This is a genomic window from Candidatus Thermokryptus mobilis, assembly GCF_900070205.1.
GTDB classification, from domain to species: Bacteria; Bacteroidota; Ignavibacteria; order Kryptoniales; family Kryptoniaceae; genus Kryptonium; species Kryptonium mobile.
Genome location: NZ_FAOO01000002.1, coordinates 137239 through 160490, shown reverse-complemented (window position 1 = coordinate 160490; position 23252 = coordinate 137239). Strand labels below are relative to the sequence as shown.

The following is a 23252-nucleotide window of genomic DNA, read 5'->3' as shown; positions in this document are numbered from 1 at the left end:
TTTGATCTATGCCTGTGAATCCGCAAATTGTTAAGGAGGCGAAAGAATTATTAAGTTCGCTTGCGTCAAAGATTCCGATTACGCTTTTCAGCGTTGAGAAGCAGATGTTTATAGGTGATGAGTTGATAAAAAAGATGAGCGAAAGCCAAAAGCTTGTTTTAAGGAATTTGATCAATATGTTTCTTTTAAGGATGCGTGAGGTTGAAGCCTCGGATATAGATTTTGGTGGGTGGGGTTCAAAGAAAATGGTTTGGTTGAGGATACACGGGGCAAAGAAACCGATCCCAGAGTTTGGGACATATGAGATTGATGAGTTTAACATACTTATACAGAGTTTGTTAATGGAAAGACAAAGGCAATATCTGTATGAGAACAGAAACCTTGACTTTTCATATACATTTAAGGATGACAGTGGGACGATTTTCCGTTATCGTGCGGATGCTTATTTTGATCTTGATGACCTTGCTTTAAACATGAGGGCGATAAGCACGCAGATAAGACCTTATGAGAGTTATGGTTTTCATCCGAATGTGACGCGAGTTTTAAGTTTGCAATATACGAAGGAGGGTTTAATTCTTGTCACAGGTATAACTGGGTCTGGTAAAAGCACGACGCTTGATGCAATTGTTGACCTTAACAATCGGACGGTTGACGGACATATAATTATAATTGCGTCACCTGTTGAATATGTTCACGAGTCGAAGCGATGTATTATAAGGCATAGGGAGGTTGGGAGGGACACGATGTCGTTCAAGCAGGGAACAATTGAGGCGTTGCGCCAGGACCCGGATATAATCATAATTGGTGAGATGCGCGACCCGGATACGATTATGGCTGCGCTTGAAGTTGCCGATAGCGGTCATAAGGTTTTGTCAACGCTTCACACATCCTCGGCGGTTGAAAGCATAGACAGGATAATTGGAGAAGTGCCACCGATAGAACAAGAAAGAGTTAGAAATCGTTTAGCGGACATTTTGAGATGCGTTATCTCTCAAAAGCTTGTTCCAAGCTTGGATGGGAAACGTGTCCTTGCTAAGGAAGTAATGGTTATGACACCATCAATAAGAGCAGCGATAAAGAATAATAACACTGGTGAAATTTATCAGATGATAGCAGAGGGTGCGGAATTGGGGATGATAACCATGGAGCAAGATTTAAGACGGCTTTATCTGGAGCGTAAGATTTCACTTGAGACGGCAATTAATTATGCGAACAACAAGAGAAGGATGCAGCAGTTGTTGCAAGCAGCTTGATATTTTAAAACAGAAATTTTTAGAAAGCGATGGCAAAAAATAAGAGATTTTCTGGGAAACTTGCTGTAGGTGTATTTGTTGATGGCGTATCCTTACAAGTTGCTTGTCTTGCTAGGGTGGGTAAGAAAAGAATTAAATTCGTTGATGCGCAAATTGTTAATCTTGCGAGTAAGCTTGAGACAGCTGTCGCTGGAGCACAAGTTTTTGAGGAGACGAAGCAGACATCCGCATTTGATCAATCCCCAATAGATATAACATCGGAAACAGCATCGGCGGATTTGCTCTTTATGGAGACGGGAAAGGGAGCACAGGATAATGCGTCAATACTTGCGGGTGTTTTGAGCAGATATCCAAGAAGGAAATATAAACTCGCCATATCAACGCCAGAGCCATACATCTATTATTCGTTTTTTGAGACGAACTGGGGATTAAAAAAGGAAAAACTTAAAGCTAAGATAATTGAGGAGCTTTCAAAGGGGAAAACGACCGGAGAAATAAAACCAGATATGGTAAATTATCTTGGCTTTCCAGATGGTTCAGTTCTTGCAATCGTGAGGGATTCAAGAATTGTACTTATTGATCTGCTTGAAAGTATAAAAGGGGCAATTGGGGGGCGAATACCCAAGATAGCATTCGTTGAAACGCCGGAGTTTTCGCTTGTCAATCTTGTCAAGTTAAATTATAAATTCCCACCGGACGCTGTCACTGTGATAATTTATGTTGGACATGAATTTAGCCGTTTTATCTTTATGAAGGGGAACGAGCTTTATCACATCTCGCCAATGATAGGTGAGGGTGTTGATTCGTATAATATTGCCAATACGATTTACAGCAGATTAATGCTTGAGCAGGACAGTTTAGGTTTGCCGTTGATAAATAACATAATTCTCGCTGGTGAGGCACAATCAGCTGGGGTGAAAGAATTGCTTGAGCAGGTGTTTCCGGAAGAAGTCAACATTGATTATATAAAGTTTCCGAATTTGTCCCCAAACGGTGCTGACCCCTTGCTTTGGGAAAGTTTGCCAAGGGTTGCTGTTGCAATTGGTTCAGCTTGGAGAACGCTTGAGATAGAGAATAAAGAACTTTACTCAATTGACCTGACACCCTTTGAGGTAAGGGAAGGGCAAAAGGTTTTTAAACTCGGTATCCTCGGTTGGCTTTTCTTACTTCTGATCCCAGCGCTTACATTTCAGATAACGACAAGGATAGCTCAATTGAGCAGGACTTTGACAGAAGCCGAGATTGAATTGCAGAGGAAGAAGTCCGAACTCGCTGAACTTCAAGCGATACAACAACAGGTTGATTTAGCGAGGCAAAAACTCGCTTATTATAAATCAACATTTGGCGTCCTTGACTCAATGAAGGTTAACACAGATATTTGGAGCAACTTTTTGAACAAGGTTGCAACTGAAGCTCAAAGGGTTGGAAGGATTTGGATCACGGATATAAACGCGGTTGATTTGAATAATATAACGATAAGAGGGTATTCGCTTTACAGGAACAGAATACCGAGGTTTTCAAACGCGATTGGAAATGCGACTTTGATGCAGGTTCAGGTTCAGGAGATAAGAGGGAGGACAGTTTATAATTTTGAGATAAAAGCGAGAATTCAACCAGAGCCGATAAAAGCGCAACCGATGAAAAAATAAATTTGGATTTATAGATGCCGTATAAAACAAGGAATACGCTTATACTCTTGGGTTTTCTGATAATAATACTTGCAGTTGGTGCGTATTTCATCGTTTATTCATATCCCAAAAAGTTAAAGCAGGTTAAGGAGGAGACGCAGAGGGTTAACCAACAGATAAACGCGATGGCTGGTTTACAGGTTGAGCTTTACAACTTGCAAAAGCAGATAAAAGAGGAACAGGAAAAGCTTGCTCAACTTGACAAGCAGATACTTCCAGATGTGACACCTGCAATGACTTATTCTTATCTAAATTCAATTTTAAGTTATGCAGGTTTTGTAAAGTTTGATATGCTTTATATTGGAAGCAAGAAGGCGCAAAAGTATGCTTATAACATTTACGATATAAAAGGTGAGGCGTCGTTTGATAACATTTATAAATTCATCTGGTATCTTGAAAAGGGACCGCAAATTTATAGGATAAGCCGTTTTGATCTGCGTGGCGTTGAAACGAGGGATGAAAAGACGAAGCAATTTCAAATTGTTGTTCCGTTTCAGATGGAAATTCACGCTCTTTATGCGGATGTAAAGGATTTGCCAGCGATAAAAAGGACTTTGGCTGATGTTCAAGTTGAAGAGGTGAAAAATCCATTTGTTCCATATGTTTATCGTGACTTACCGCCTAATATACGAGGGCTTCTTGAAGTTGAGAGGGCTGACCTTAAGGCGATCATTCCTGGTAGAGCTTTTGTAGCGGACCATACGGGTAAAATCCATGTTTTAAAGGAGGGGGATGAAGTTTATCTGGGTTATGTCACAAAAATTGATGTTGAGAAGAATCAGGTTGAATTCACACTTAACAAAGCAGGGATAGTAGAAAAGTTCGTCTTGAAACTCAGATTTGAGCAACAAAAATAACAGAGAGGTGAGATGGAAAGGAAAATCTGTATCTTTTTACTCCTTTTTTTAGTTTTAACGGGTTTAGCTCTTTCACAAATTGGAGGGCGTCCGCGCGAGTTAAGAAGGGCGTATGTTGCTCCAGAAGAGATTGTTTCAATGTCAAAGACAATGCCATTTAATCAAGCGCTTCAGATTTTTAATGATTTAAGCAAAAAGTTCCTTGGAAAGGTTATAGTTGACCCTGAATCAAGGACAAACCCGATTGGGGTTGATATTGATCGCATGCATTGGCTTGATGCTCTTGAGTTGATTTTGAGGGCGAATAAACTTTGGTATGAGGAATATGCAGATTATATAAAGATTGTTCCGCTTGCTGAGGTTACTGGAGTTGCTGTTGCTCCGACCGCACCAACCGAGGAGGAGAAGGCAAAGGTTGAATTTGAAAGTCGTGAAGTTATGATTTCGGCTGTATTTTTTGAAGCGGATGCCTCAAAACTTAAGCAATATGGTTTCAGTTGGGATTTCTTTCGTGGTAAAGACGTTAACTTAGGTGTCACGATGTCCGCTGCAGAAGGAAAGTCAGGTTTATTCACAATTGATGTCAGCCCGGACCTTGATTTTGGGAGTTTGGTTGCAGTTTTTAAGGCGCTTGAATCGCAGCAAATAGGCGAGGTTGTTGCAAACCCGAGGATAACAGTAAGATCGGGGCAAGAGGGTCAAATTCAAGTTGGAAGCGATGTTTCAACAACGGTTAGAGATTTTGCTGGAAATGCTATCACACAATTTATTTCAACTGGTTCAATCATAAGAGTTAAACCTCAAGTTATAAGATATGACACTGTGTATTTTATAAACCTTAACTTGAGCATAGAAAGAAGCAACGCTGCGCAAGTTGCGGTTGGTCAGATAATCATAAATAAGTCATCGGCTCAGACATCCGTTCTTTTACTTGATGGGGAGGAAACGATAATTGGTGGACTTTACATAAATGAGGAAAGGAAAACGCGTGAGGGTGTTCCGATACTTAAGGATTTGCCTTGGTGGTTTTTCGGTTTGAGATATTTGTTTGGGTTTGATGTGAAAACGACAGTTAAAAAGGAGTTGATAATTTTGCTAAAAGCTGAAATTTTGCCGACATTGGCTGAAAGGTTGAAGGAAAGAGCTGAAAGAATAAGTGAGAGATCAATTTTGAGAGAAAAGCGTGAAGAACTTTTAAAGGCGCTTGAAAATTACAAAAGGCAATTGAAATCAAAATAAATTTTGAATTCTCTGATGAAAAAATTTGTGCTTTACATTTCCTTGTTTTTTCTTGTCTTGATGGGTTGCAAGAAAAAAGCTGTTGAACCGGAAGTCCCTCAGCAAAAAACGGTTATTTTAAGTGGGAGCGTTTTTGAATCAGTAACTGGCTGGCCGATTGATAGCGCCGTCATCAAAGTTACGGGAATTACACCGCAGGTTGTTACTTACACTGATTCGGTTGGAAGATACAGGGTTAGTTTTGAAGTTGAAGCGGAAATCAATGTTAATGTCATTGCGTTCAAGGAGGGATACGAGCCAGATACTGTTGTCGTCCTTGCGGTTCCGGGCAGAACGGTCAATGTCCCTGGTTTATTTTTAAAACGAACTGCGCCTGAAACACCGACTAGCGGTGAGGCTGCGAGCATAGTTTTGATCTCTCAAACGGCAAAAAATATCGGAGTTAAAGGAAGTGGCTCAGTTGAAACTGCACAAATGATTTTTGAAGTCCAGGATTCATCGGGAAGACCGGTTGACCTTGCGCACTCAGTTGAAGTAAGCTTTAAGATCGGTTCTGGTCCAGGCGGGGGGGAGTTTATCTATCCGCCTAAAGCAAGAACCGATGCAAAAGGAAGAGTAACTGCAAATATAGTCAGCGGAACAAAAGCCGGTGTCGTTCAAGTTGTAGCTGAATCAAATGTTGGGTCTAAAACGATAAAGTCACTTCCGGTTGTGATAGTTATTCATGGAGGGCTTCCTGATTCAGCTCACTTCAGCATTGCGCCTGAAAAGCTTAATTTCCCAGGATATAATGTTTTCGGCTTGAGAAATAGAATAACAGCTTATGTTGGAGATAAATATGGAAATCCCGTTAAACCCGGAACGGCCGTATATTTCACGACTACAGGCGGGATAATTGAAGGTTCAGCGTTGACGAATGAACAAGGACAGGGAAGTGTTAATTTGATCTCCGCAGAGCCAAGGCCAGTTCACCCAGTTCTTGGTCCAGGTTATGCTGTTATAACAGCGACGACTGCTGATGAGAATCAAAGGACTATAAAAGCTGAAACGATTGTTCTTTTCTCTGGCATTCCGCAGATAACGGTTGAGCCGACAAATTTTGATATACCAAATCTTGGGTCTCAAGTTTTTAATTATACTGTCAGCGATCAAAATGGAAATCCGCTTGCTGGTGGGACGACGATAAGGGTTACTATAGATGGGAAAGACATAAGAGCGCTTGGTGACCTTGATATAACCTTACCGGATACGAGAGATAGGAGCTGGACGAGATTTTCCTTCGCGATTCAAGACACGACCTCTGATATAGTTGAAAGACCAGTTTTAATACGTATCTCTACTTCGGGTCCAAATGGTTCGGCAACGGTCAATATATCTGGAAAGGTAAGGTAAAAAGTTAAATAAAAATGGAGGCGATCCTAAATGGCTGAGAAATCAAGAGTTCTTGTCGTTGATGACGAAGAAGCTTTGAGATATTTGTTAAGCACTGAGCTTGCAGCTGAAGGTTATGAGGTTGAAACAGCCGGTGATGGAGATGAGGCTATTGAGGCGATAAAACAAAAAGATTATGATGTCGTTCTCCTTGACATCAAAATGCCAAGAGTTGATGGTTTTGAGGTGTTAAAATTCATAAAGCAGAACAAGCCCGAGATAAAGGTCATAATGCTTACAGCTTATGCCGATGTTAAAAATGCAATTGAAGCCCTTAAACTTGGTGCTTCTGATTTCGTCAGCAAGCCGTATGACCTTGAAGACATTTTAACTTCAATCAACCGCGCTCTTGGGAAATAGTTTCATGACTTATTTGCCAAATTGATATACCGACCCCATTTCGGTGGTCGGCTTTTGTTTAAAAAAAGGAAACTCAAAAAATGTTCTCGGAAAAATTATTTCAAAGGTTAAAAAACGCAGAGCATGTCGTCGTTTTGACGGGGGCTGGAATTTCAGCTGAAAGTGGTGTTCCAACTTTCAGAGGAAATGAAGGTCTGTGGAAAAAATTCAAACCTGAGGAACTTGCAACTTTTGATGCCTTCATCAAAAATCCAGAACTTGTTTGGGAATGGTATAATTACCGAAGAAAGTTAATTCAAGAGGTTAAGCCGAACCCAGGGCATTATGCACTTGTTGAACTTGAAAATCTTTTCCCTAATTTTACGCTTATAACTCAAAATGTTGACAACCTTCACCGAAGGGCAGGGAATAAAAATATAATTGAACTTCACGGGAACATTGAGAAAAATTATTGCATAAAATGTGGCAAAAGGTATGATGATGTCAATCTTGCCCTTGAGATGAAAGTCCCAAAATGTGAATGTGGTGGTTTGATAAGACCGGATGTTGTATGGTTTGGTGAGATGCTTCCCATCGGAGCTTGGGAAGAAGCAGAAGAAGCAGCTTCAAATTGCGATGTATTTTTTTCAGTTGGGACATCTGGTGTCGTTTATCCAGCTGCCTCACTCCCACAGATTGCGAAAATGAACGGTGCTTACACGGTTGAAATTAACATAGAGCGAACGGAACTATCCTGGTTTATGGATGAAGTTATAATCGGTAAATCTGGCGAAGTTTTGCCGAAGTTAGTTGAAAAGTTAAAAGAGCAAAATTTCACGAAGATACTTAACAGGTGGAGAACCGTGTGATAGAAGTTTTTCATTGAACTCTTTTATGTTAAACTTTTCCCCTTTCAGCTTCATATATTCCTCCCTTAATTTCATTATCTCTTGGAAGCCCGTAAAATAACTTGAAAGTTGAGCTGATGTCAAACATGCTCTTCTCCATTTGCCCTCGGCTTCGGCTCTCTCTTGAAATCCCTCCCGGGTCATAAGTTCAATTGCTTCTTCCTGTGTCATATTTCCAGCGTGAATTTTATGATCAAGTATAGCATTAATTATAACTCTGAGATACCATTTTAAGTGAATGAGTTTCATCTTCGGGTCATTGTTTAAAATTCCATTTTCAATCATCAATCTTTCTGCATAGACAGCCCATCCTTCAACCATAGTCCCGCTCCAGAAAACACTTCTTACGATTGACGGGCAACGGTTTGAATAGTAAAGCTGGACATAATGCCCTGGAATTGCCTCGTGGATGCTAAGCTCAAGAAGCGAATAATAGTTATACTCACGAAGGTAAGATTCAACTTGCTCTGGCGTCCAATCGTCCGGTATCGGTGAGACGTTGTAAAATGTTTTCATATTTTTCTCAAGCGGTCCTGGGGCTTCAAGCGAGGCGACCGCAACACCCCGTTGGTATTCAGGCGTCTCGCGCACTACAAGTGGTTTGCTTTCATCAAGCGTTAAAAGGTCCTTCTCCTTCACAAATTGCGTCAAGTAATTTAAGTCCATCTTTATCCTTTCCATTATCTCGCTTGGTTTCGGATGCTCAAGCACAATTTTGTCAAGGACAGATTTTATTACCTCAAGTTTATCTTTCCCCTTTGGTTCTCTTCCATAATAGTATTTGTAAAGTGCAAGAGCAATATGATACATCTCCTCATGGGTCTTGTTCTTTTCGCTTTCAGCAAGCGAGAGTATTTCATCCGGGGTCAAATCGGTTTTAAGGTAGTATTTCATCTTTTTGTAGTAAAGTTCTTTCCCAAGGCGGAAATCCCTCTTTGACCTTGGTTTTAACTCATCTTCAAGCCATCTTCCGAAATCTTCAAGTGATGATATCGCTTTTTCACTTGCTCTTTTAAGTTCGGATTTTAAATCATTAGATATGTTAAGCGACTCGGCAAACTTAATCAGATCATTTTGCAAGATGTTGATATTTCCTTTGTTTTGCTTTATCGCTGTCTCAATGTGAATTTGTGGTGCGTCCTTTAAGTTTAGTTTCGCTTGCTCAATAAAGCGAGGTATTTGTTTGACCCTTTCAAGTGCGCTTTTCAACCTGTCCTCCGCAGGGGCAAAGTCCTGCGTTATAAGATACATCAAACCGTCACCGATGATTGAATTATAGATTAATGGATTCCATTCATGCTCTTTTAACTCTTTTAGTTCAAAAAGCATCTCATCAATTTTTTCGATCAAAATTCGGCGGTCAATCTCGTTATCTTTTGAAAGTTTCTTCGGGTCAAAGTTTGAAAATTTTTCTTTATTTTTTTCAAGCCATTCGGTTTTTCTCTTCAATGCATCGTTTGATAAATCGTCAAGCAAGCCGTCATATTTGTGATATCCGACCCAAGTTGCCGTCACGGGGTGAAACTTGAAGTAATCTTCCATAAATTCTTGGACGAGTTTTGAAAATTTTTCATTCTGGTTTTGGTTTACACAACCGAAAATTAACAAGGGGATTAGGAGTGAAATTAGATTTTTAAGCATTTTTGTTCTCCGACTTTGTTTTGAAGTTTTTGAACAGAACTGTAAAAAAGGACAGCGAAACGACTAAAAGCGACAGATAGACGATCAAATCGCCATAAAGTGTATAAAAGGTTTTTTCATCGTTAAGTTTTATTTCGTCAGCAATTTGGGTTTTCTCATAAAATTTTGTTTTCTTTTGAACCCTGCCGTATGGATCAATGAATCCAGAAATTCCGCCGTTTGCGCATCTTACAACGCTTCTTCTATTTTCAACCGCCCGCAAGATTGAGTATTGGAAATGCTGATAAGGTCCGGATGTGTTTCCATACCAGCTATCGTTTGTTATGACGACGAGGAATTGAGCACCTTTGTTTACGAACTTTCTTATGAAACTTGGATAGATTGATTCATAACAAACAACCCCGGAAAATTTTATCAATTCTCCATTTCTTGTCCTCATCTCAAAGATCGTTGTATCCTTTCCCTTTGCCCAGTTGCTTATGCCAACGCCCCATTGAAGCGGTTCAATCAAAAAATGAAATGTATCCGCATAAGGTAATCGCTCCCCGAAGGGGACAAGAATTATCTTCGCGTATTTTTGAACTTCATCCGAATTCGGGAGGAAAAGTCCCATTGAGTTAAAGGCGTCATATCTTTGTCCCGTCTCCTTTATCAGATGACTACTTGGTGGCGCTTGAGATGGATCGTCATAAAATTTTGCATCGGGAAACCCTGTCAAAATAGCGACATTTAGCCTATCAATTTCACTTTTGAAAAAATTGAAATGGTAGCGATATTGTGGTAGAAGGAAAAAATATGTTATAGCGGTTTCGGGATAAACTATCAACTCAACATTTGGATTTTCTTTAATTATCTCATTCGTCATCCCAAGATAAAGTTCTATCTGCTCGGATAAAGTCCCCTCCCATTTCAACCAAGGATTTATGTTGGGCTGGATCAAACCGACTTTTATTTTCTTAAAACTTTTTGTTTCTGAATTTTTCAGAACAAGAGCACCGTAAAAATTGGGCAGTATGTAGATTAAAACAGCAAGTAGAAAGTATTTGAAGCGCAGTTTTTTAAGCGAAAGATAGAAAAGGATATTGACGATAAGAAGGAGAAACGAGAGTCCGTAGACGCCTGTGAACTCAATGAATTGAATTTTTTCAATGTAATATGTCTGTGTATTTCCGAGCGTAAGCCATGGGAAAGCGAGTTCCGTCGTTGACCTAAAATACTCAAATAGAACATAGACGAACGGAAAAGTTAACAGATGAAAATTTTTGCCAAGATTTCTTTTGATGAACATATAAAACCATATTGGGAGGAAGAACAAAATGGGGTGAATTAAAATCAACAGGACGCAACCGACCATGAGGAATGGGTCTGCTTCTTTTGACCATCCGCCTACCCAGTAGAGTGTAAAAAGATTAAAAAAGAAGAAGAAGATATATGAATAGCGAAAAAGTTGTTTGTAGTTCTCAATTTTGTCAATCAGAAAAAAAATTGGGACGAAACCAGCAGTTGCGAGGAATCCAAACTTCAATGGTGGAAAGGAAGCCGAAAGTAAAACAGCTCCGGTGAGTGCAAGGAGGAATTTTTCATTTAAAATTTTTCTCACTTTTTGAGTTCAATTTTTGTTTTCGCCAGACATAATTTTCAACTGTGTTCCAGAGTGATGTAATTAAAATTCCAACCCCAAGCCCGATTATAGCCCCGGATATTACATCTAACGGATAATGGACGCCGACATAAATTCTTGAAAAAGCGATAAGCGAAGCAAGCGAAAAGAGATAGATGCGAAGATTTCGGTAAAATTTTGAGATAAGCGTCGCCGTTGTGAAGCTGTTCACCGCATGGCTTGATGGGAACGATAGCCCACTTCCGCATCCGACAAGTAAACGCACCCCTTCAAGCTCATGACAAGGTCTTATCCTTCCGATAAGTGGTTTAATTATATGACTGCTTAAAATATCGCTCAAGGCAACTGCAGGTATCAAAAGCAACGCAAGGGTTCTCCCTTTTCTGCCACCAAAAAAGATGAAATATAGCCATAAAATGACAAGAAAAACTCTTAAATTGAAATCGCTCGTCACAAATGGCATGATCACATCAAGGACGGGATTTGAAATCTGACCGTTGAGAAGGTAGAAAATACCTTTGTCAAGTTTGATTATCTCTTGAAGCAAGTTTCATCTCTTTTTGCTTTTTAAAAAATTTCTAGCAATGTAAAATATCAAAAGCAATGTTAGGGTGATCGTTATGATTTTGCTGTAGCTTGAAATGATATTTGCAATTATTTCCCAATTCTCCCCGAGCATTTTCCCTGCTGTTACAAGTATTGAATACCAAATCAAAGCGCTGATGAGTGAAAGCAGGATTGATTTTTTCGGGTCAAATTCACCAAGCCCAGCAAAGAAGGCAACGAATGCTCTCGTCCCGGCGAGGAATCTATTTATGATGATCAAGAAATACCCAAACTTTGAGAAAAGTTTTTCAACTTTTTTGACATTGGCTGGATTTATAAACTTTATCTTCCCCTTTTCAATTATTTCGTCCCCAAATTTATCTCCGATGAAATACATCGTCATAAATCCCAATGTGCTTCCAACGACTGCGGATATAAGCGTGAGTGTGAAATCGGTTTTGCCAAGCCCTGAAAGGGAAGCGCAAAAAACGATCACGACATCGCTCGGTGACGGTGGGAAGATGTTTTCAATGTATGCGAAGAAGAAAATCAAAGCGTAAATCCAGATATTATCAACCCTCAAGACGAGGTCAAGAATTTCTTTTATCTCCATTTAAATCTCCCTTTGGTTTTATCAAGACGATGGCAAAGCAAGCGATCGCCTCACCTCTTCCAAGCGAATCAAACTTTTCATTTCTTTTCGGCTTGATGGAAATTTTATCGGGTTGAATTTCAAGTATCTCGCTTAATCTTCCCTTTATCTCTTTGACGAAAGGCGAGAGCTTGACATCTTCAAGTATGACGGTTGAGTCAATGTTCAAGATTTCAAAGTTATTTTCATCAAGAATTTTTTTGACTTGTTTTAAAAAGATTTCACTTTTTGCGTCTTTAAATTTTTCATCGGTGTCGGGAAAAAGTTCTCCAATATTTCCAGTGCCCATTGCTCCAAGCAATGCATCGCAAATAGCGTGTATCAAGACATCGCCGTCGGAATGTCCAAGCGAGCCCTTTTCTGAGGGGATTTCAACCCCACCGATATAAAGTTTTCTTCCCTTCACAAGCGGATGTATGTCATAACCGATGCCAACCTTCAATTCAATACCAACCTTTTATTTCAAATGATTTGTATTTGCCCTCGTATGGTTTCCAGTTTATTTGGACATCTTCAACTTGGGCGTATCTTGGTCCGACTTTGACAAGTTTTATAAGTTCTTCAACGAGCGAGCGTTCTCCTTCAACTTCAATTTCAACATCACCGTTTGATAGGTTTCTGACCCAGCCGTTTAAACCGAGATGATTTGCGTGTTTTTGGACGAACCATCTAAAGCCAACACCTTGAACAAGTCCTTTTACTATGATATGAGCACAGATATAATCCCCGGGCATAGTTTAGGAAATCTTTGTTTTCAATTTTTCAACGCTTATGTCAAACATTTTTTCAAAATTTTCAGCTGAGCCACCACATTGCACAAAGTCCGCTTTCCCCCCACCTCTTCCTTCAGTTACAGATAAAACCTCTTTCAAAATCTCTCTTAAGTCAATTTCAACTTCAGGTGACCTTGTCATAATTACATTTGCTCCATCAGTTTTTGAACCAAGGATAGAAACAGTGTTTGGCAGGTTTAAAAATTTCCTTGCAAAAATTTTCAACTCGTTAACAGATCTGTTCTCAAATTTTGCGATCACAAAATTTATTCCGTTTATCTTTTCTGAACTTTGGAGCAGTTTCTCGGCTTCAAAATCAATTATTCTCTCGGTCAAAGAGTTTATCAACTTCTGTTTTTCTTTTTGTAGATCAAGAATCTTGTTGACTTGAGCTGGGAGTTCCACTTCAGGGACGCTTAAAATTGAAACCAATTCATTTGAGATTTTATTTTTGTTTTGAAAATCCCTTAAAGCTCTGATTCCGCAGACGAATTCAACCCGTGTAAGTCCTCCCTTAACTCTTTCCCATCGCCTTATTTTTATCAGACCGATTTCCCCAGTCCTTGATACATGGGTCCCACCGCAGGGTGAAAAGTCAAAATCCTTAACTTCAATTATCCTTATCGTTCCGGATACTTTTGGTGGTTTCCTAAGCGGAAATTTTGATACTTCAGAAGCGTTGATCAAGTGAATTTTAACCTCTCTGTTTTCCCAAACGATTTTATTTGAAAGTTCCTCTACTTCGTGGATTTTATCGTAATTTAGATCTACAGCGTCAAGGTCAATCGTTCCAATATCATCACCGAGTCGTGAGGAAACGGTTTCGCAACTAAACAAAATTTCAAATGCCCTTGAAAGTATGTGTTGCCCTGTGTGCTGTTGCATGTTTGAAAACCTTCGCTCCCAATCAATTGTGCACTCAACCTCTCCGGTTGATATTTCACCTTCAATTATGTGAAGAACCTCTTCATCTTCAGAAAGAAGAACATCAACCACCTTCGCGGTGTTTATATATCCAGTGTCGTGTTCTTGACCGCCAGATGTGGGGTAAAAGTAGGTCTTATCAAGGAGGAGAGCAATTTTCCCGTTTACATTTTTTATATCAACGACTTTGGCTTTAAACTTTGTTGTGTAACTGTCGGTGTAATAAAGTCGCTCAGTCATTTTCGGCTTTGATTTGTTTGATATACGAAATTAATTTACGCATAGCGGGTTTGATTTTCAAAAAGGGAATTTTTTAAAATGCTATTTTTTCTGTTGAAAATGCTTGCTTTTTTAAAATTGAAAAAGTAACTTGCTTGCGAGGACAAAACAAAAATTTCGTCTGGATGCTTTGCAAATCCCTCAGAATTGTTAATCTGCTTCTATTCCCGATCTTGCTGTTTTATAGCTGTGATAAGCCACGCGACCTGCCCACCCCGACTCATTTTAATAGGGTTCCAGAAGTTAAAAATTTAAGTGCTTCAGTTGATACGACGAGAACAGGGAAAATTCTTGTTCAATTAAGATGGAGTTATGACGATAATGGAAATTTAAGGGAGTGGGAGGTCTACAGGGCTTTGAGGGATACAGCCGGTGGGAATTATTCTTTCCTTCAACCACCGGTGAAAGTTCCAGCTTATTCCGATTCAACGATACCAAAATTTGTTGAGGATAGCATCTGGGTGTATTACAAGGTTATCCCAGTTGGGCTTGACAGATTTCTCGGCAAGCCCGGGATAATTCGTTTAACTCTTTACCGTAAATAAAAACAAAATTAAGGGTGATCAGTTATGAGGAAAATTACACTTATATTAGTGGTTCTCCTGCTCTTTATGTCTGGCAGGGGATTGGCACAATGGGCACCGCTTGATACAGCAAAGTATAAGTGGTTCACAGTAGATAACACGCCGAATTTAGCTGGAACATCAGCCAATTGGGAGGTTGATCGTGATTCAACGGATGGTTACTACGAGAAAGAGCCGAATACAGTCGCAAGCGGTCAGCCAGGTCCAGGTTGGTTTACAAATACTGGATCTGCAAATGTTGGTCCAGACCACAGGCGAACACCTTACACAGCTGGAAGCCCATCGGGTGCTTGGGCACGGTATATCTTCAATATCCCAACACAAACGCAGAACAACATCCTTGACAAAGACGATTACTACATCCTTTATTACTATTTGCAACAAAGTGGCAATGCGTCTCCAAATTGTTATGTTACGGTTGAAAGATTTGGTGAAGGTGTATATGCTGATTCTTTAAGGCATAACCAAATGCTAAATGGTGCTGGATTGCCAACTTTACAGTCTGCTGGTTTGTGGAATCCAACTCAAAGTGGCGCTGATGGTTCTTGGTATCCACTTACGATTTTAAGATTAAATGCAGGAGCACCAGTGATCGTAACAATTGGAGCCGATACTTTAACGCCAGCGTTTTTGAGGGTTGATGCTGTAAGAGTTCTGAGAAGCGATCTTCCTCGCGATCTTGAATTCGGTCGCAGGATGAAAGGAAACCCATGGGAGACGACAACGCCTGATTCTACAAGACCAAACGCAGATCACTTCGGGCTTTACAGAGTTGGCGAAGTGTTCCCGGAGGTGACAATCGGTGAGACAGCAGAAAAGAAAGTTCGGCTGTTTAATCTTGGTGATAGTGTTTTGACGATTTATAATGTTTATGGACATACGGGAAGATTTTACACTGAAGACCCGATGCCGATAAGGATACAACCTGGAAGTTATTATGACCTAACAGTTGTTTTCAGACCTTATCAGGAGGAGTTTGTTGTAGATTCACTTGCCATTGAAAGCGACGATCCTGAAGAACCAGTTGCTTATCTTCATGTTGTCGGTCAGGGATTGAACTATAACTTCATTATGAACGCAAGCGATGGGACAGAACCACATTGGAGAGCCCCGGGCGGAGACCAAGTTTTATACCAGGAGACACCGACTGGATGGCTTAATTCAGTCGCAAGCACTTATCCATTCCCTATCCCTGGAGGCAACAGATATAGTAGAGTTTACACTGGAACGGCGGAGATTCCTCAAGCACTTTATCAGTTTGTGATTCCGGATACACTTGGTGGTGACTATATACTTGAGTATAGTGGACCTGCTGGCTCGCCTAATGCAGCTACAGCTGCGCAGATTGATGTTATAACTCCATTTTTTGCCGATACCCAAAGGGTTACTGGATTTAATGAACGTCAGATAACAACTGCCCTTGTATGGGCACAAATAGGTGGACCTGGATACACCTTCAAATTAAACCCAGGCGGACCGACAAAGGTAATTTTCAGCAATCCTGGTCAAGCATCAGGTAACTTTCTCAGAACTGATCTATTAAGGGTTAGGAAAGTCCCGACACATCCGCAGATCACTGTTGTTTCGCGGAGTTTTAGCTTTGGTGAGGTTTCAATTGACCCGTTGGAGAGGGAGATAGTTGGGAATTATAGGCAGACGATAACGATAGGAAGTAATGGTGAAAAGTCGCTCTGGATTTATGAAATTCGTTTTAATGACACGACGGGCATTTTCAAGATAATAAACATGCCGAGGTTACCGCTTGAGCTTCCGGCGATAAATGGTAAGTTTAACCTTGTCGTTGAGTTTGCGCCTCGGGATATGAAGACATATGTTGATACGCTTTTCATTGTTTCAAATTCAAAGTTTGATAGCGTCCTTACGATTAGGTTCACTGGAACAGGCAGGGGAACGCTAATTTACGCTGATAATGATGTTGAGGGTGAATTTTATGCACAGCCCAGCATCGTTGATTATGTTTATCCACCTCTTGACACGACATATGATAAGTGGAACAGGATTGTTGGAAGCGGTATGAACAATTCAAGATTACTTGCTTATATTTATGGTGCCCCGAACGCCTTTGCTGAGTGGTATCCATTTATTCCATTGAGGGAGGGTGGTTTGGAGGTTGATAGCTTTGATGTTTATGCTAGGACTGGACTTGCTGCGACGAATTCAACGCCAAGGGCGAGATATTTAATCTATCAGCAAGGTGGGGCTCAACCCGAAACAGTAATTGTCAGTCAAAATGGCGTTGAAAGAATTTACCTTGGCAGATTCCAATTTAGGCGTGGTGGACGCGACTTCACAATGGGTTCAAAACAGACAGCGATTTTTGGTTACATCCGACTTGAAAACGATACAGCGCTTGTGAATGCTTACTATGCTGATTCGCTTGTGAATAGAGCAAAGGTTGATAGTTTTGTCATAAGAGCTGATGCAATTGAAATACGCGAAGCACCGAAGCCAACCAAGGTTCGGATCGCAACAGATGAAATACCAAAGGAGTTCTATCTCGCACAGAACTATCCTAACCCGTTCAATCCTTCAACAGATATTGAATTTTCAATCCCGATAGTTTCTAATGTTGAGATAAAAATTTATGATGTTCTCGGCAGAGAAGTTGCAACGCTTATAAATGAGACATTGCAACCCGGGAAGTATAAAGTTCGCTGGAATGGGACGGATAGAAATGGTGCGTTTGTTTCATCTGGTGTTTACTTCTATGTGATGAAGGCGGGTAAGTTTGTGCAGACAAGAAAGATGATGTTGCTCAAATAAAGACAAAGCCCGGGTTTTAGCCCGGGCTTTTTTAGTTTATTCGTCATTTTCGTTGTTATCATATCTTGTCTTTGTCTTCAAAACCTTGGAAAAACAATAAATTGTCAAAGTTATGACAACTCCCCAAGCGAGCGTCATGAAAATGATTCCCTCGGTTGTAAATTTCATTGTTTTTATCCGATTTTTGTTTTTTCATGGTTTTTCCAAGCTGCTCTGACCATTAAAACTATAGCAAGGAAAATCAAAAGCATCAAGACCCTTGCTCCCCATCTATAAGGCACATCTTCCGGGTTAACGCCTTTCATCAATAATGTTGGAATTGCATCTTGAATGAGCCAGTTTACCATTATGAAAAGAAGGTAAAGCGGAGTGATATATTTTATGATGTAGTAGAAAATTTTGGGGACTTTTATGTCAGCACCCTTTACAATTTCAGCCCATCCCTTTTTCATTCCAAAAATCCAGGCGAAAATTATTATTTCAAACAAAGCAAATATCACAAGCCCAAATGTCCCAGCCCAGTAGTCCATCTCATCAAGGAAGCCATGCTTGAGGAAAAAGACAACAAATTGTATGCATATAAAGACACTGAATCCAATTATTGCGGTTGCTCTACCATGGGATATTCCGAACTCTTCTTTTAAGAAGGCGATCAGGGGTTGAGCCATTGCAACCGATGATGTTATCCCTGCAAAGAAAAGGAGTAAGAACCAGAGGAAACCGAAGAATTCACCGAAAGGAAGTTTTTGGAAGATTATCGGCATTGAGACGAAGCCAAGGTTGAAAGCCCCTCCCTTTGCAATTTCCTGGGTTGTTTCAATTCCAAAGAAAGCAGCAGCAACTGGAATTGCAATGCTTGCACCAAGGATTATTTCAACAAATTCATTTGTTGCAGCAGTTGAAAGTCCACTCAAAGCAATATCATCGCTTTCCCTAAGATAACTCGCATATGCTTGAAGTGTTCCCATTCCGACGCTCAGGGTGAAAAAGATTTGACCTGCAGCAGCGAGCCAAATTTTCGCATCTCCAAGTTTTGAAAAATCGGGATTCCAAATGAAGGCAAAACCACTTTCAACGCTCCGATCAGGATAATTAACTGGGTCGGGTGTTCCAAGCGTTACAACCCTTATAACAAGGATTATCGCAAACAGAAAAAGTGTTGGCATTGCTATTTTCGCTAAAAGTTCTATCCCGCGTGAAATCCCGCGATAGAGTATAGAAAAGTTAATCAAAAGCGTAAAGCACATAAAAAGATAAGCTGGTAAAATGCTTTGGAAATAATTTTTCTCTATTCCCTGATAACTTCTCAAGAAGCTACCCATCGCTTCAAATGTTGTTTCACCGAAGTATGCTTTTGTAATAGAAAAGAAGCTGAAAGCGAGGGTCCAGGATTCAATGTATGTGTAATAAACCATTATGACGGTTGATATAAAGAGTCCAATTGAACCGAGATATTTTGATATTGGGGCTTTCCACATTGCGTCAAACATTCCCGGTGCGCTTCCGTGTCCGAATTTTCCGCCGTATCTTCCGACAGCCCATTCAACCCACATCAATGGGATTCCGAGCAAAAGGAAAGCGGTAAAATATGGTATCATAAAGGCGCCACCGCCATTTTGTGCAGCTTGAACTGGAAATCGGAGAAAGTTCCCGAGTCCAACAGCATTTCCAGCCATCGCAAGGATAAGTCCAATTCTAGTTCCCCAGCGTTCTCTTTTCGCCATTAGACCTCCTTGTTTTGTTTTTAAAGAACAAAATTTAATCAAATGATAAGAACTTTAATTGAAATTTTCAAGCGAATTTTATAACTTCAACGCAGATGAAAACAATTAATTGTTTTTAGATGAGGCGATTTTTTTCAAATCCCGCCAACCTGTTTTTTAGTGCTGTTATTCTCGCGCTGGTCTTTTATCTTCTCTTTGCGAAAAAGGGTCTTGTTCAGAGAATTAAACTTGAATTTGAAAGCAGAAAGTTGAAAAAGGAAATTGAGTTGCTCCAGATGCAAAATGAGCAACTTAGAAAAAAAATCCACGAGTTAGAGACAAATCCAAAAGCCATTGAGAAAATAGCTCGCGAGAAATATGGGATGGTGAAAGAGGGTGAAGAAATTTTTAGGATAAAAGAAAAGTAACTTATGAAATCGCTCCGAAAATGAAACAACAAAAAACACTCCCACCGCTTGCAGATAGAATAAGACCTCGTTCGCTTGATGAATTCATCGGTCAAGAACATATAATTGGTCCTGGGAAACCGCTTCGGGTTATGATTGAGACAGGTCAAATTCAATCAATGATACTTTGGGGTCCACCTGGGGTTGGAAAGACAACCCTTGCTAAAATCATATCCGAGATGGTAAATGCTAACTTTTATCAGATAAACGCAGTTCTATCTGGGACGAAGGAACTTAAAGAGATAATTGAGAAAGCCGAGAGTGACCTAAAATACTATGACAGAAGGACAATACTTTTCATTGATGAGATACACAGGTTCAATAAGGCACAGCAGAGTGTCCTTTTGAATAGCGTTGAAAATGGGACAATTGTTCTTATTGGTGCCACAACTGAAAATCCATCATTTGAAATAATATCTCCGCTTTTATCAAGGTGTCAGGTTTTTGTCCTTGAGCCGTTCGGTGTCAGGGAGCTTAACGCAATACTTGAAAGGGCTTTGACGAAGGATGAGGTTTTATCAAAGTTCAAAATTGAAATTGAGGATAGAAATCTTCTCTTTCTTTATTCTGGTGGCGATGCCAGAGTGATGTTGAACGCGCTTGAGATAGCTACGAAATTGGCAGCACCTGATGAGAACGGGCGGATTTTGATAACTAAGGAGATAATATCTGAAGCGTTTCAGAGAAGGCATTTTAAATATGACAGGGCTGGGGAAGAGCATTACAATATGATTTCAGCTTTTATAAAAAGTATCCGAGGTAGTGACCCCGATGGGGCGGTTTATTGGCTTGCACGGATGCTTCTTGCTGGCGAAGACCCCAAATTTATAGCAAGACGTATGATAATACTTGCAAGTGAAGACATCGGTAACGCTGAGCCATACGCTCTTACACTTGCGACTAGTTGTTTCACGGCGGTTGATTATGTTGGAATGCCTGAAGCGAGAATAATACTTGCTCAGGTTGCAACTTATCTTGCAAGTTGTCCAAAAAGTAATTCCGCTTACCTTGCAATTGAAGAAGCAATTGAAGATGCACAAAAATTTCCCGATCTGCCCGTGCCACTTCATTTAAGAAATGCCCCCACAAAGTTAATGGAGGAGCTCGGTTACGGCAGGGACTACAAATATAGCCACGATTTCCCTGGACATTTTGTTGAACAGCAATTTTTGCCAGACGAACTTAGGGATAAAATTTATTACAAGCCGACCGAACTCGGCAGGGAAAAAATTTTAAAGGAACGGCTTGAATCTTTATGGCAAAAGCGAAAACAAATTAAAAAATGAACAAAATGGATAAGTTCGTTATCGGAGTTGACCTTGGCGGGACATTTATCAAAGCAGGCGTAGTTGATAGCTTCGGTAATATTCTACTTGAGGATTCAATCCCAACCGAAGCTGAAAAAGGACCTGAGCATGTGGTCATTCAAATTTCAAAAGTAGTAAGAAAACTTAGCGAAGAATTTGACTTTGGGGAAATCTTTGGTGTTGGGATTGGCGCACCTGGGCAGGTTGATCCAGCTGGGGCTGTTAAGTATCCGCCGAACTTTCCTGGTTGGGAAGTTGTCTATCTTGCGCAAGAAGTTCAAAGAGAAACGAACATTAAAACCGTAGTTGATAACGACGCAAATGTTGCAGCAATCGGCGAAGCTAAATTTGGCGCCGGCAGAGAACACCCAAACTTTATAATGGTGACGCTTGGAACTGGAATAGGTGGCGGAATTATAATTGACGGTAAAATTTATCGCGGACCAACAGGCGGAGCTGGGGAAATTGGGCATGTCTCAATAAACTTTGAAGGTCCAAAATGTAATTGTGGAAATTACGGATGCGTTGAGTCATATGTCGGGCAAAGGTATCTTTCGGCTTGGGTTGCAAAAGAGCTTGAAAATAACCCGAACTCAAAAATAATTGAACTAGTAAACGGAGACCTCTCAAAAATTGAACCTTATATAATTTCACTTGCAGCAGAGCAAGGTGATGAGTTTGCAATAAATGTTTGGAAAAAAGCTGGATTTTATGTCGGGGTTATGCTTGCATCTGTGATGAATCTATTTGACATAAATGTTGCAATCGTAGGTGGCGGTGTTGCGAAAGCAGGAAAAGTCCTGTTTGATGCAATGAATCAAACCGTCAAATCAAGAGCTCTTAAGCCAATAGCAGAGAAAGCGATTGTGATACCAAGCCAACTTGGAAACAGGGCAGGGATTTTGGGCGCAGGGGCGCTCGCTTTTGAAGAATTAAATCAAACGACCACATAAACTTGAACTGAAAATGAACTCGTAAATTTCGCTCTTTTTTAAATCTTTCGGTATAGTAAAATAAATCAAATCCGCATCCTTTCCCTTTTCAATGCTCCCGATCATGTCAAACCCAAGCGCCTTTGCACCATTAATCGTTGCAATTTTTATCAATTCCTCGTCGGATACATCCCGATAGTATTCCCTTGCAAATCTAAGTTCGTTAAGTATGTTAAGATCATTGTTACTCGCCTTGCTGTCCGTCCCAAGGCAAACATTTATACCATTGTCAAGAAATTTTCTCAACGGTGCCTTTCCAACTTTCAAAAAGAAATTACTCCTCGGGCAAGTGCAAACGCTTACATTTCTTGAGGATAAAATTTGAATGTCCTCGTCATCAACATTTACACAATGAACAGCGAGCGTGTTCTCATCAAGAAAACCAATATCATCAAGATATTTAACTGGCGATTTCCCTGGCGGTTGCCATCCCGAGTTGAAACTCCCTCTTTTCGTGAGAAAGTCCCTGAAAAATCCAGTTCCATGTTTTATAAATTCAATCTCCTCAATCGGCTCGGCAAGATGAACGCTTGTTTTTCTTTCGCCGTTGAAATCCTTGATCAATTTAAAAAGTCGCTCGGAAACAGAATAAGGAGCATGGGCTGAAAAAGATAGACGGAATTTATTTTGGTAGTTATGTCTTTCAATTACGGCAGTTATGTCATTTAAATTTGATTTAAGCTTTTCAAAAACTTGGAGTGCTTTCTCATCTGAAAAAGCGATCAACTCAACGAAGATATGAACCCTCAAAGGCAAACTGACAAGACGCGTTACAAGCTCCCCCGTGTTCGTCACATCACCGATGGCGATTGTCCCTGAGGTTATAATTTCTTGAAGCGCCCTGTAAATTTTTCTTAACCATCTTCTTTCAAGGAACGAGACAATGAAATTAAACTCGTCATACCATTTTGGAGCGTATTTTTTATCTTTCCTAAGCACGATTTCCCAAAGCCATTCTTTGAAGTCGTTCACTTTCTCTATTTTGAAGTCGGAAAGTTCAAGGTGAGTGTGTGCGTTGACGAACCCGGGCATTATCAACGCATTTTTTAAATCAATTTCTCTTCTCGCAACATCTTTGAATTTAAACTCAATTTCCTCTCTCTTTCCAAAGTCAACTATCTTTCGCCCCTCAATTACAACTGCGCCATCTTCAATTACTTCTGATGTCACCGGAAGGATATATTTTGCGTAAAAAATTTTCACCTCATTAAACCACTTTGATTTAAATCACATCTAATTTAGCGAAGACGAAAAAGCAAAACAA

General features: G+C 40.2%; 22 protein-coding genes. 12 read left to right on the top strand and 10 right to left on the bottom strand.

Features of this window, described 5'->3' with window-relative positions; translation table 11 throughout:
- Positions 1–14 precede the first annotated feature (14 nt).
- The 7 genes from FKZ43_RS01910 to FKZ43_RS01880 all read left to right on the top strand — a co-directional run bounded on the left by FKZ43_RS01910 (position 15) and on the right by FKZ43_RS01880 (position 7676).
- Positions 15–1253: a type IV pilus twitching motility protein PilT gene (locus FKZ43_RS01910; RefSeq protein WP_235894662.1), complete on the top strand. Its 1239-nt coding sequence runs from the start codon at positions 15–17 to the stop codon at positions 1251–1253.
- Between the two features lie 29 nt (positions 1254–1282).
- Positions 1283–2902 (top strand): PilN domain-containing protein, encoded by a 1620-nt coding sequence (locus tag FKZ43_RS01905; RefSeq protein WP_140944186.1) that lies wholly within the window; start codon positions 1283–1285, stop codon positions 2900–2902.
- A 14-nt stretch (positions 2903–2916) separates the two neighbouring features.
- Positions 2917–3798, top strand: coding sequence for a hypothetical protein (locus FKZ43_RS01900; RefSeq protein WP_140944185.1), 882 nt, complete (start codon positions 2917–2919; stop codon positions 3796–3798).
- A 12-nt stretch (positions 3799–3810) separates the two neighbouring features.
- Positions 3811–5037 carry a type II secretion system protein GspD gene (locus tag FKZ43_RS01895; protein ID WP_140944184.1) on the top strand — a complete coding sequence of 409 codons (1227 nt, stop codon included), beginning with the start codon at positions 3811–3813 and terminating at the stop codon, positions 5035–5037.
- 15 nt (positions 5038–5052) lie between these two features.
- On the top strand, positions 5053–6429 hold the full coding sequence (locus tag FKZ43_RS01890; protein WP_140944183.1) for an Ig-like domain-containing protein: 1377 nt from the start codon (positions 5053–5055) through the stop codon (positions 6427–6429).
- 30 nt (positions 6430–6459) lie between these two features.
- Entirely contained in the window at positions 6460–6828 is a 369-nt protein-coding gene (locus FKZ43_RS01885; protein WP_140944182.1) for a sigma-54-dependent transcriptional regulator, read from the top strand.
- An 80-nt stretch (positions 6829–6908) separates the two neighbouring features.
- Positions 6909–7676 (top strand): SIR2 family NAD-dependent protein deacylase, encoded by a 768-nt coding sequence (locus FKZ43_RS01880; RefSeq protein ID WP_140944181.1) that lies wholly within the window; start codon positions 6909–6911, stop codon positions 7674–7676.
- Here FKZ43_RS01880 and FKZ43_RS01875 read toward each other — a convergent pair.
- From FKZ43_RS01875 to FKZ43_RS01845, 7 genes are read right to left on the bottom strand one after another with little or no spacing between them, the layout of a single operon-like run.
- Entirely contained in the window at positions 7626–9356 is a 1731-nt protein-coding gene (locus tag FKZ43_RS01875; RefSeq protein ID WP_140944180.1) for a DUF885 domain-containing protein, read from the bottom strand. The two genes, FKZ43_RS01880 and FKZ43_RS01875, sit on opposite strands and share 51 nt — an antisense overlap.
- Positions 9349–10956, bottom strand: a complete 1608-nt coding sequence (lnt, locus tag FKZ43_RS01870; RefSeq protein ID WP_140944179.1) for an apolipoprotein N-acyltransferase — start codon at positions 10954–10956, stop codon at positions 9349–9351. Before lnt ends, FKZ43_RS01875 begins: the two co-directional genes overlap by 8 nt.
- Positions 10937–11524, bottom strand: a complete 588-nt coding sequence (locus tag FKZ43_RS01865; RefSeq protein ID WP_140944178.1) for a phosphatase PAP2 family protein — start codon at positions 11522–11524, stop codon at positions 10937–10939. The genes lnt and FKZ43_RS01865 overlap by 20 nt, the downstream gene beginning before the upstream one ends.
- 3 nt (positions 11525–11527) lie before the next feature.
- On the bottom strand, positions 11528–12136 hold the full coding sequence (locus tag FKZ43_RS01860; protein WP_140944177.1) for a DedA family protein: 609 nt from the start codon (positions 12134–12136) through the stop codon (positions 11528–11530).
- Positions 12114–12623, bottom strand: coding sequence for a 2-C-methyl-D-erythritol 2,4-cyclodiphosphate synthase (ispF, locus tag FKZ43_RS01855; RefSeq protein ID WP_140944176.1), 510 nt, complete (start codon positions 12621–12623; stop codon positions 12114–12116). Before ispF ends, FKZ43_RS01860 begins: the two co-directional genes overlap by 23 nt.
- On the bottom strand, positions 12619–12909 hold the full coding sequence (locus FKZ43_RS01850) for an acylphosphatase (RefSeq protein ID WP_140944175.1): 291 nt from the start codon (positions 12907–12909) through the stop codon (positions 12619–12621). Before FKZ43_RS01850 ends, ispF begins: the two co-directional genes overlap by 5 nt.
- A 3-nt stretch (positions 12910–12912) precedes the next feature.
- Complete coding sequence (locus FKZ43_RS01845; protein ID WP_140944174.1) at positions 12913–14112, bottom strand: alanyl-tRNA editing protein; 1200 nt, start codon at positions 14110–14112, stop codon at positions 12913–12915.
- A gap of 164 nt (positions 14113–14276) precedes the next feature.
- On the opposite strand from FKZ43_RS01845, the gene FKZ43_RS01840 reads away from it, so the two are divergent.
- Together FKZ43_RS01840 and FKZ43_RS01835 are read left to right on the top strand one after the other, a co-directional pair.
- Positions 14277–14696, top strand: coding sequence for a hypothetical protein (locus tag FKZ43_RS01840; RefSeq protein ID WP_140944173.1), 420 nt, complete (start codon positions 14277–14279; stop codon positions 14694–14696).
- A gap of 24 nt (positions 14697–14720) precedes the next feature.
- Entirely contained in the window at positions 14721–17519 is a 2799-nt protein-coding gene (locus FKZ43_RS01835) for a T9SS type A sorting domain-containing protein (protein ID WP_235894661.1), read from the top strand.
- Between the two features lie 36 nt (positions 17520–17555).
- Here FKZ43_RS01835 and FKZ43_RS11640 read toward each other — a convergent pair whose 3' ends face one another.
- Both FKZ43_RS11640 and FKZ43_RS01830 read right to left on the bottom strand, forming a co-directional pair.
- Positions 17556–17687: a hypothetical protein gene (locus tag FKZ43_RS11640; protein ID WP_268904355.1), complete on the bottom strand. Its 132-nt coding sequence runs from the start codon at positions 17685–17687 to the stop codon at positions 17556–17558.
- A 5-nt stretch (positions 17688–17692) separates the two neighbouring features.
- A complete protein-coding gene (locus tag FKZ43_RS01830; protein WP_140944172.1) occupies positions 17693–19243 on the bottom strand; it encodes a sodium-dependent transporter in 1551 nt (516 codons plus the stop codon).
- 119 nt (positions 19244–19362) lie between these two features.
- Between FKZ43_RS01830 and FKZ43_RS01825 the strand changes: the two genes are divergently transcribed.
- The 3 genes from FKZ43_RS01825 to FKZ43_RS01815 are packed head-to-tail and all read left to right on the top strand — an operon-like array spanning position 19363 to position 21949.
- On the top strand, positions 19363–19650 hold the full coding sequence (locus tag FKZ43_RS01825) for an FtsB family cell division protein (protein WP_140944171.1): 288 nt from the start codon (positions 19363–19365) through the stop codon (positions 19648–19650).
- A 20-nt stretch (positions 19651–19670) separates the two neighbouring features.
- The gene (locus FKZ43_RS01820; protein ID WP_140944170.1) at positions 19671–20975 is read left to right on the top strand and encodes a replication-associated recombination protein A; all 1305 of its coding nucleotides are present in this window, start codon (positions 19671–19673) and stop codon (positions 20973–20975) included.
- Between the two features lie 5 nt (positions 20976–20980).
- Positions 20981–21949, top strand: coding sequence for an ROK family protein (locus FKZ43_RS01815; protein WP_181180209.1), 969 nt, complete (start codon positions 20981–20983; stop codon positions 21947–21949).
- On the opposite strand, the gene FKZ43_RS01810 is transcribed toward FKZ43_RS01815, so the two are convergent.
- The gene (locus FKZ43_RS01810) at positions 21929–23191 is read right to left on the bottom strand and encodes an amidohydrolase family protein (protein WP_140944168.1); all 1263 of its coding nucleotides are present in this window, start codon (positions 23189–23191) and stop codon (positions 21929–21931) included. The genes FKZ43_RS01815 and FKZ43_RS01810 overlap by 21 nt on opposite strands.
- Positions 23192–23252: the final 61 nt, after the last annotated feature.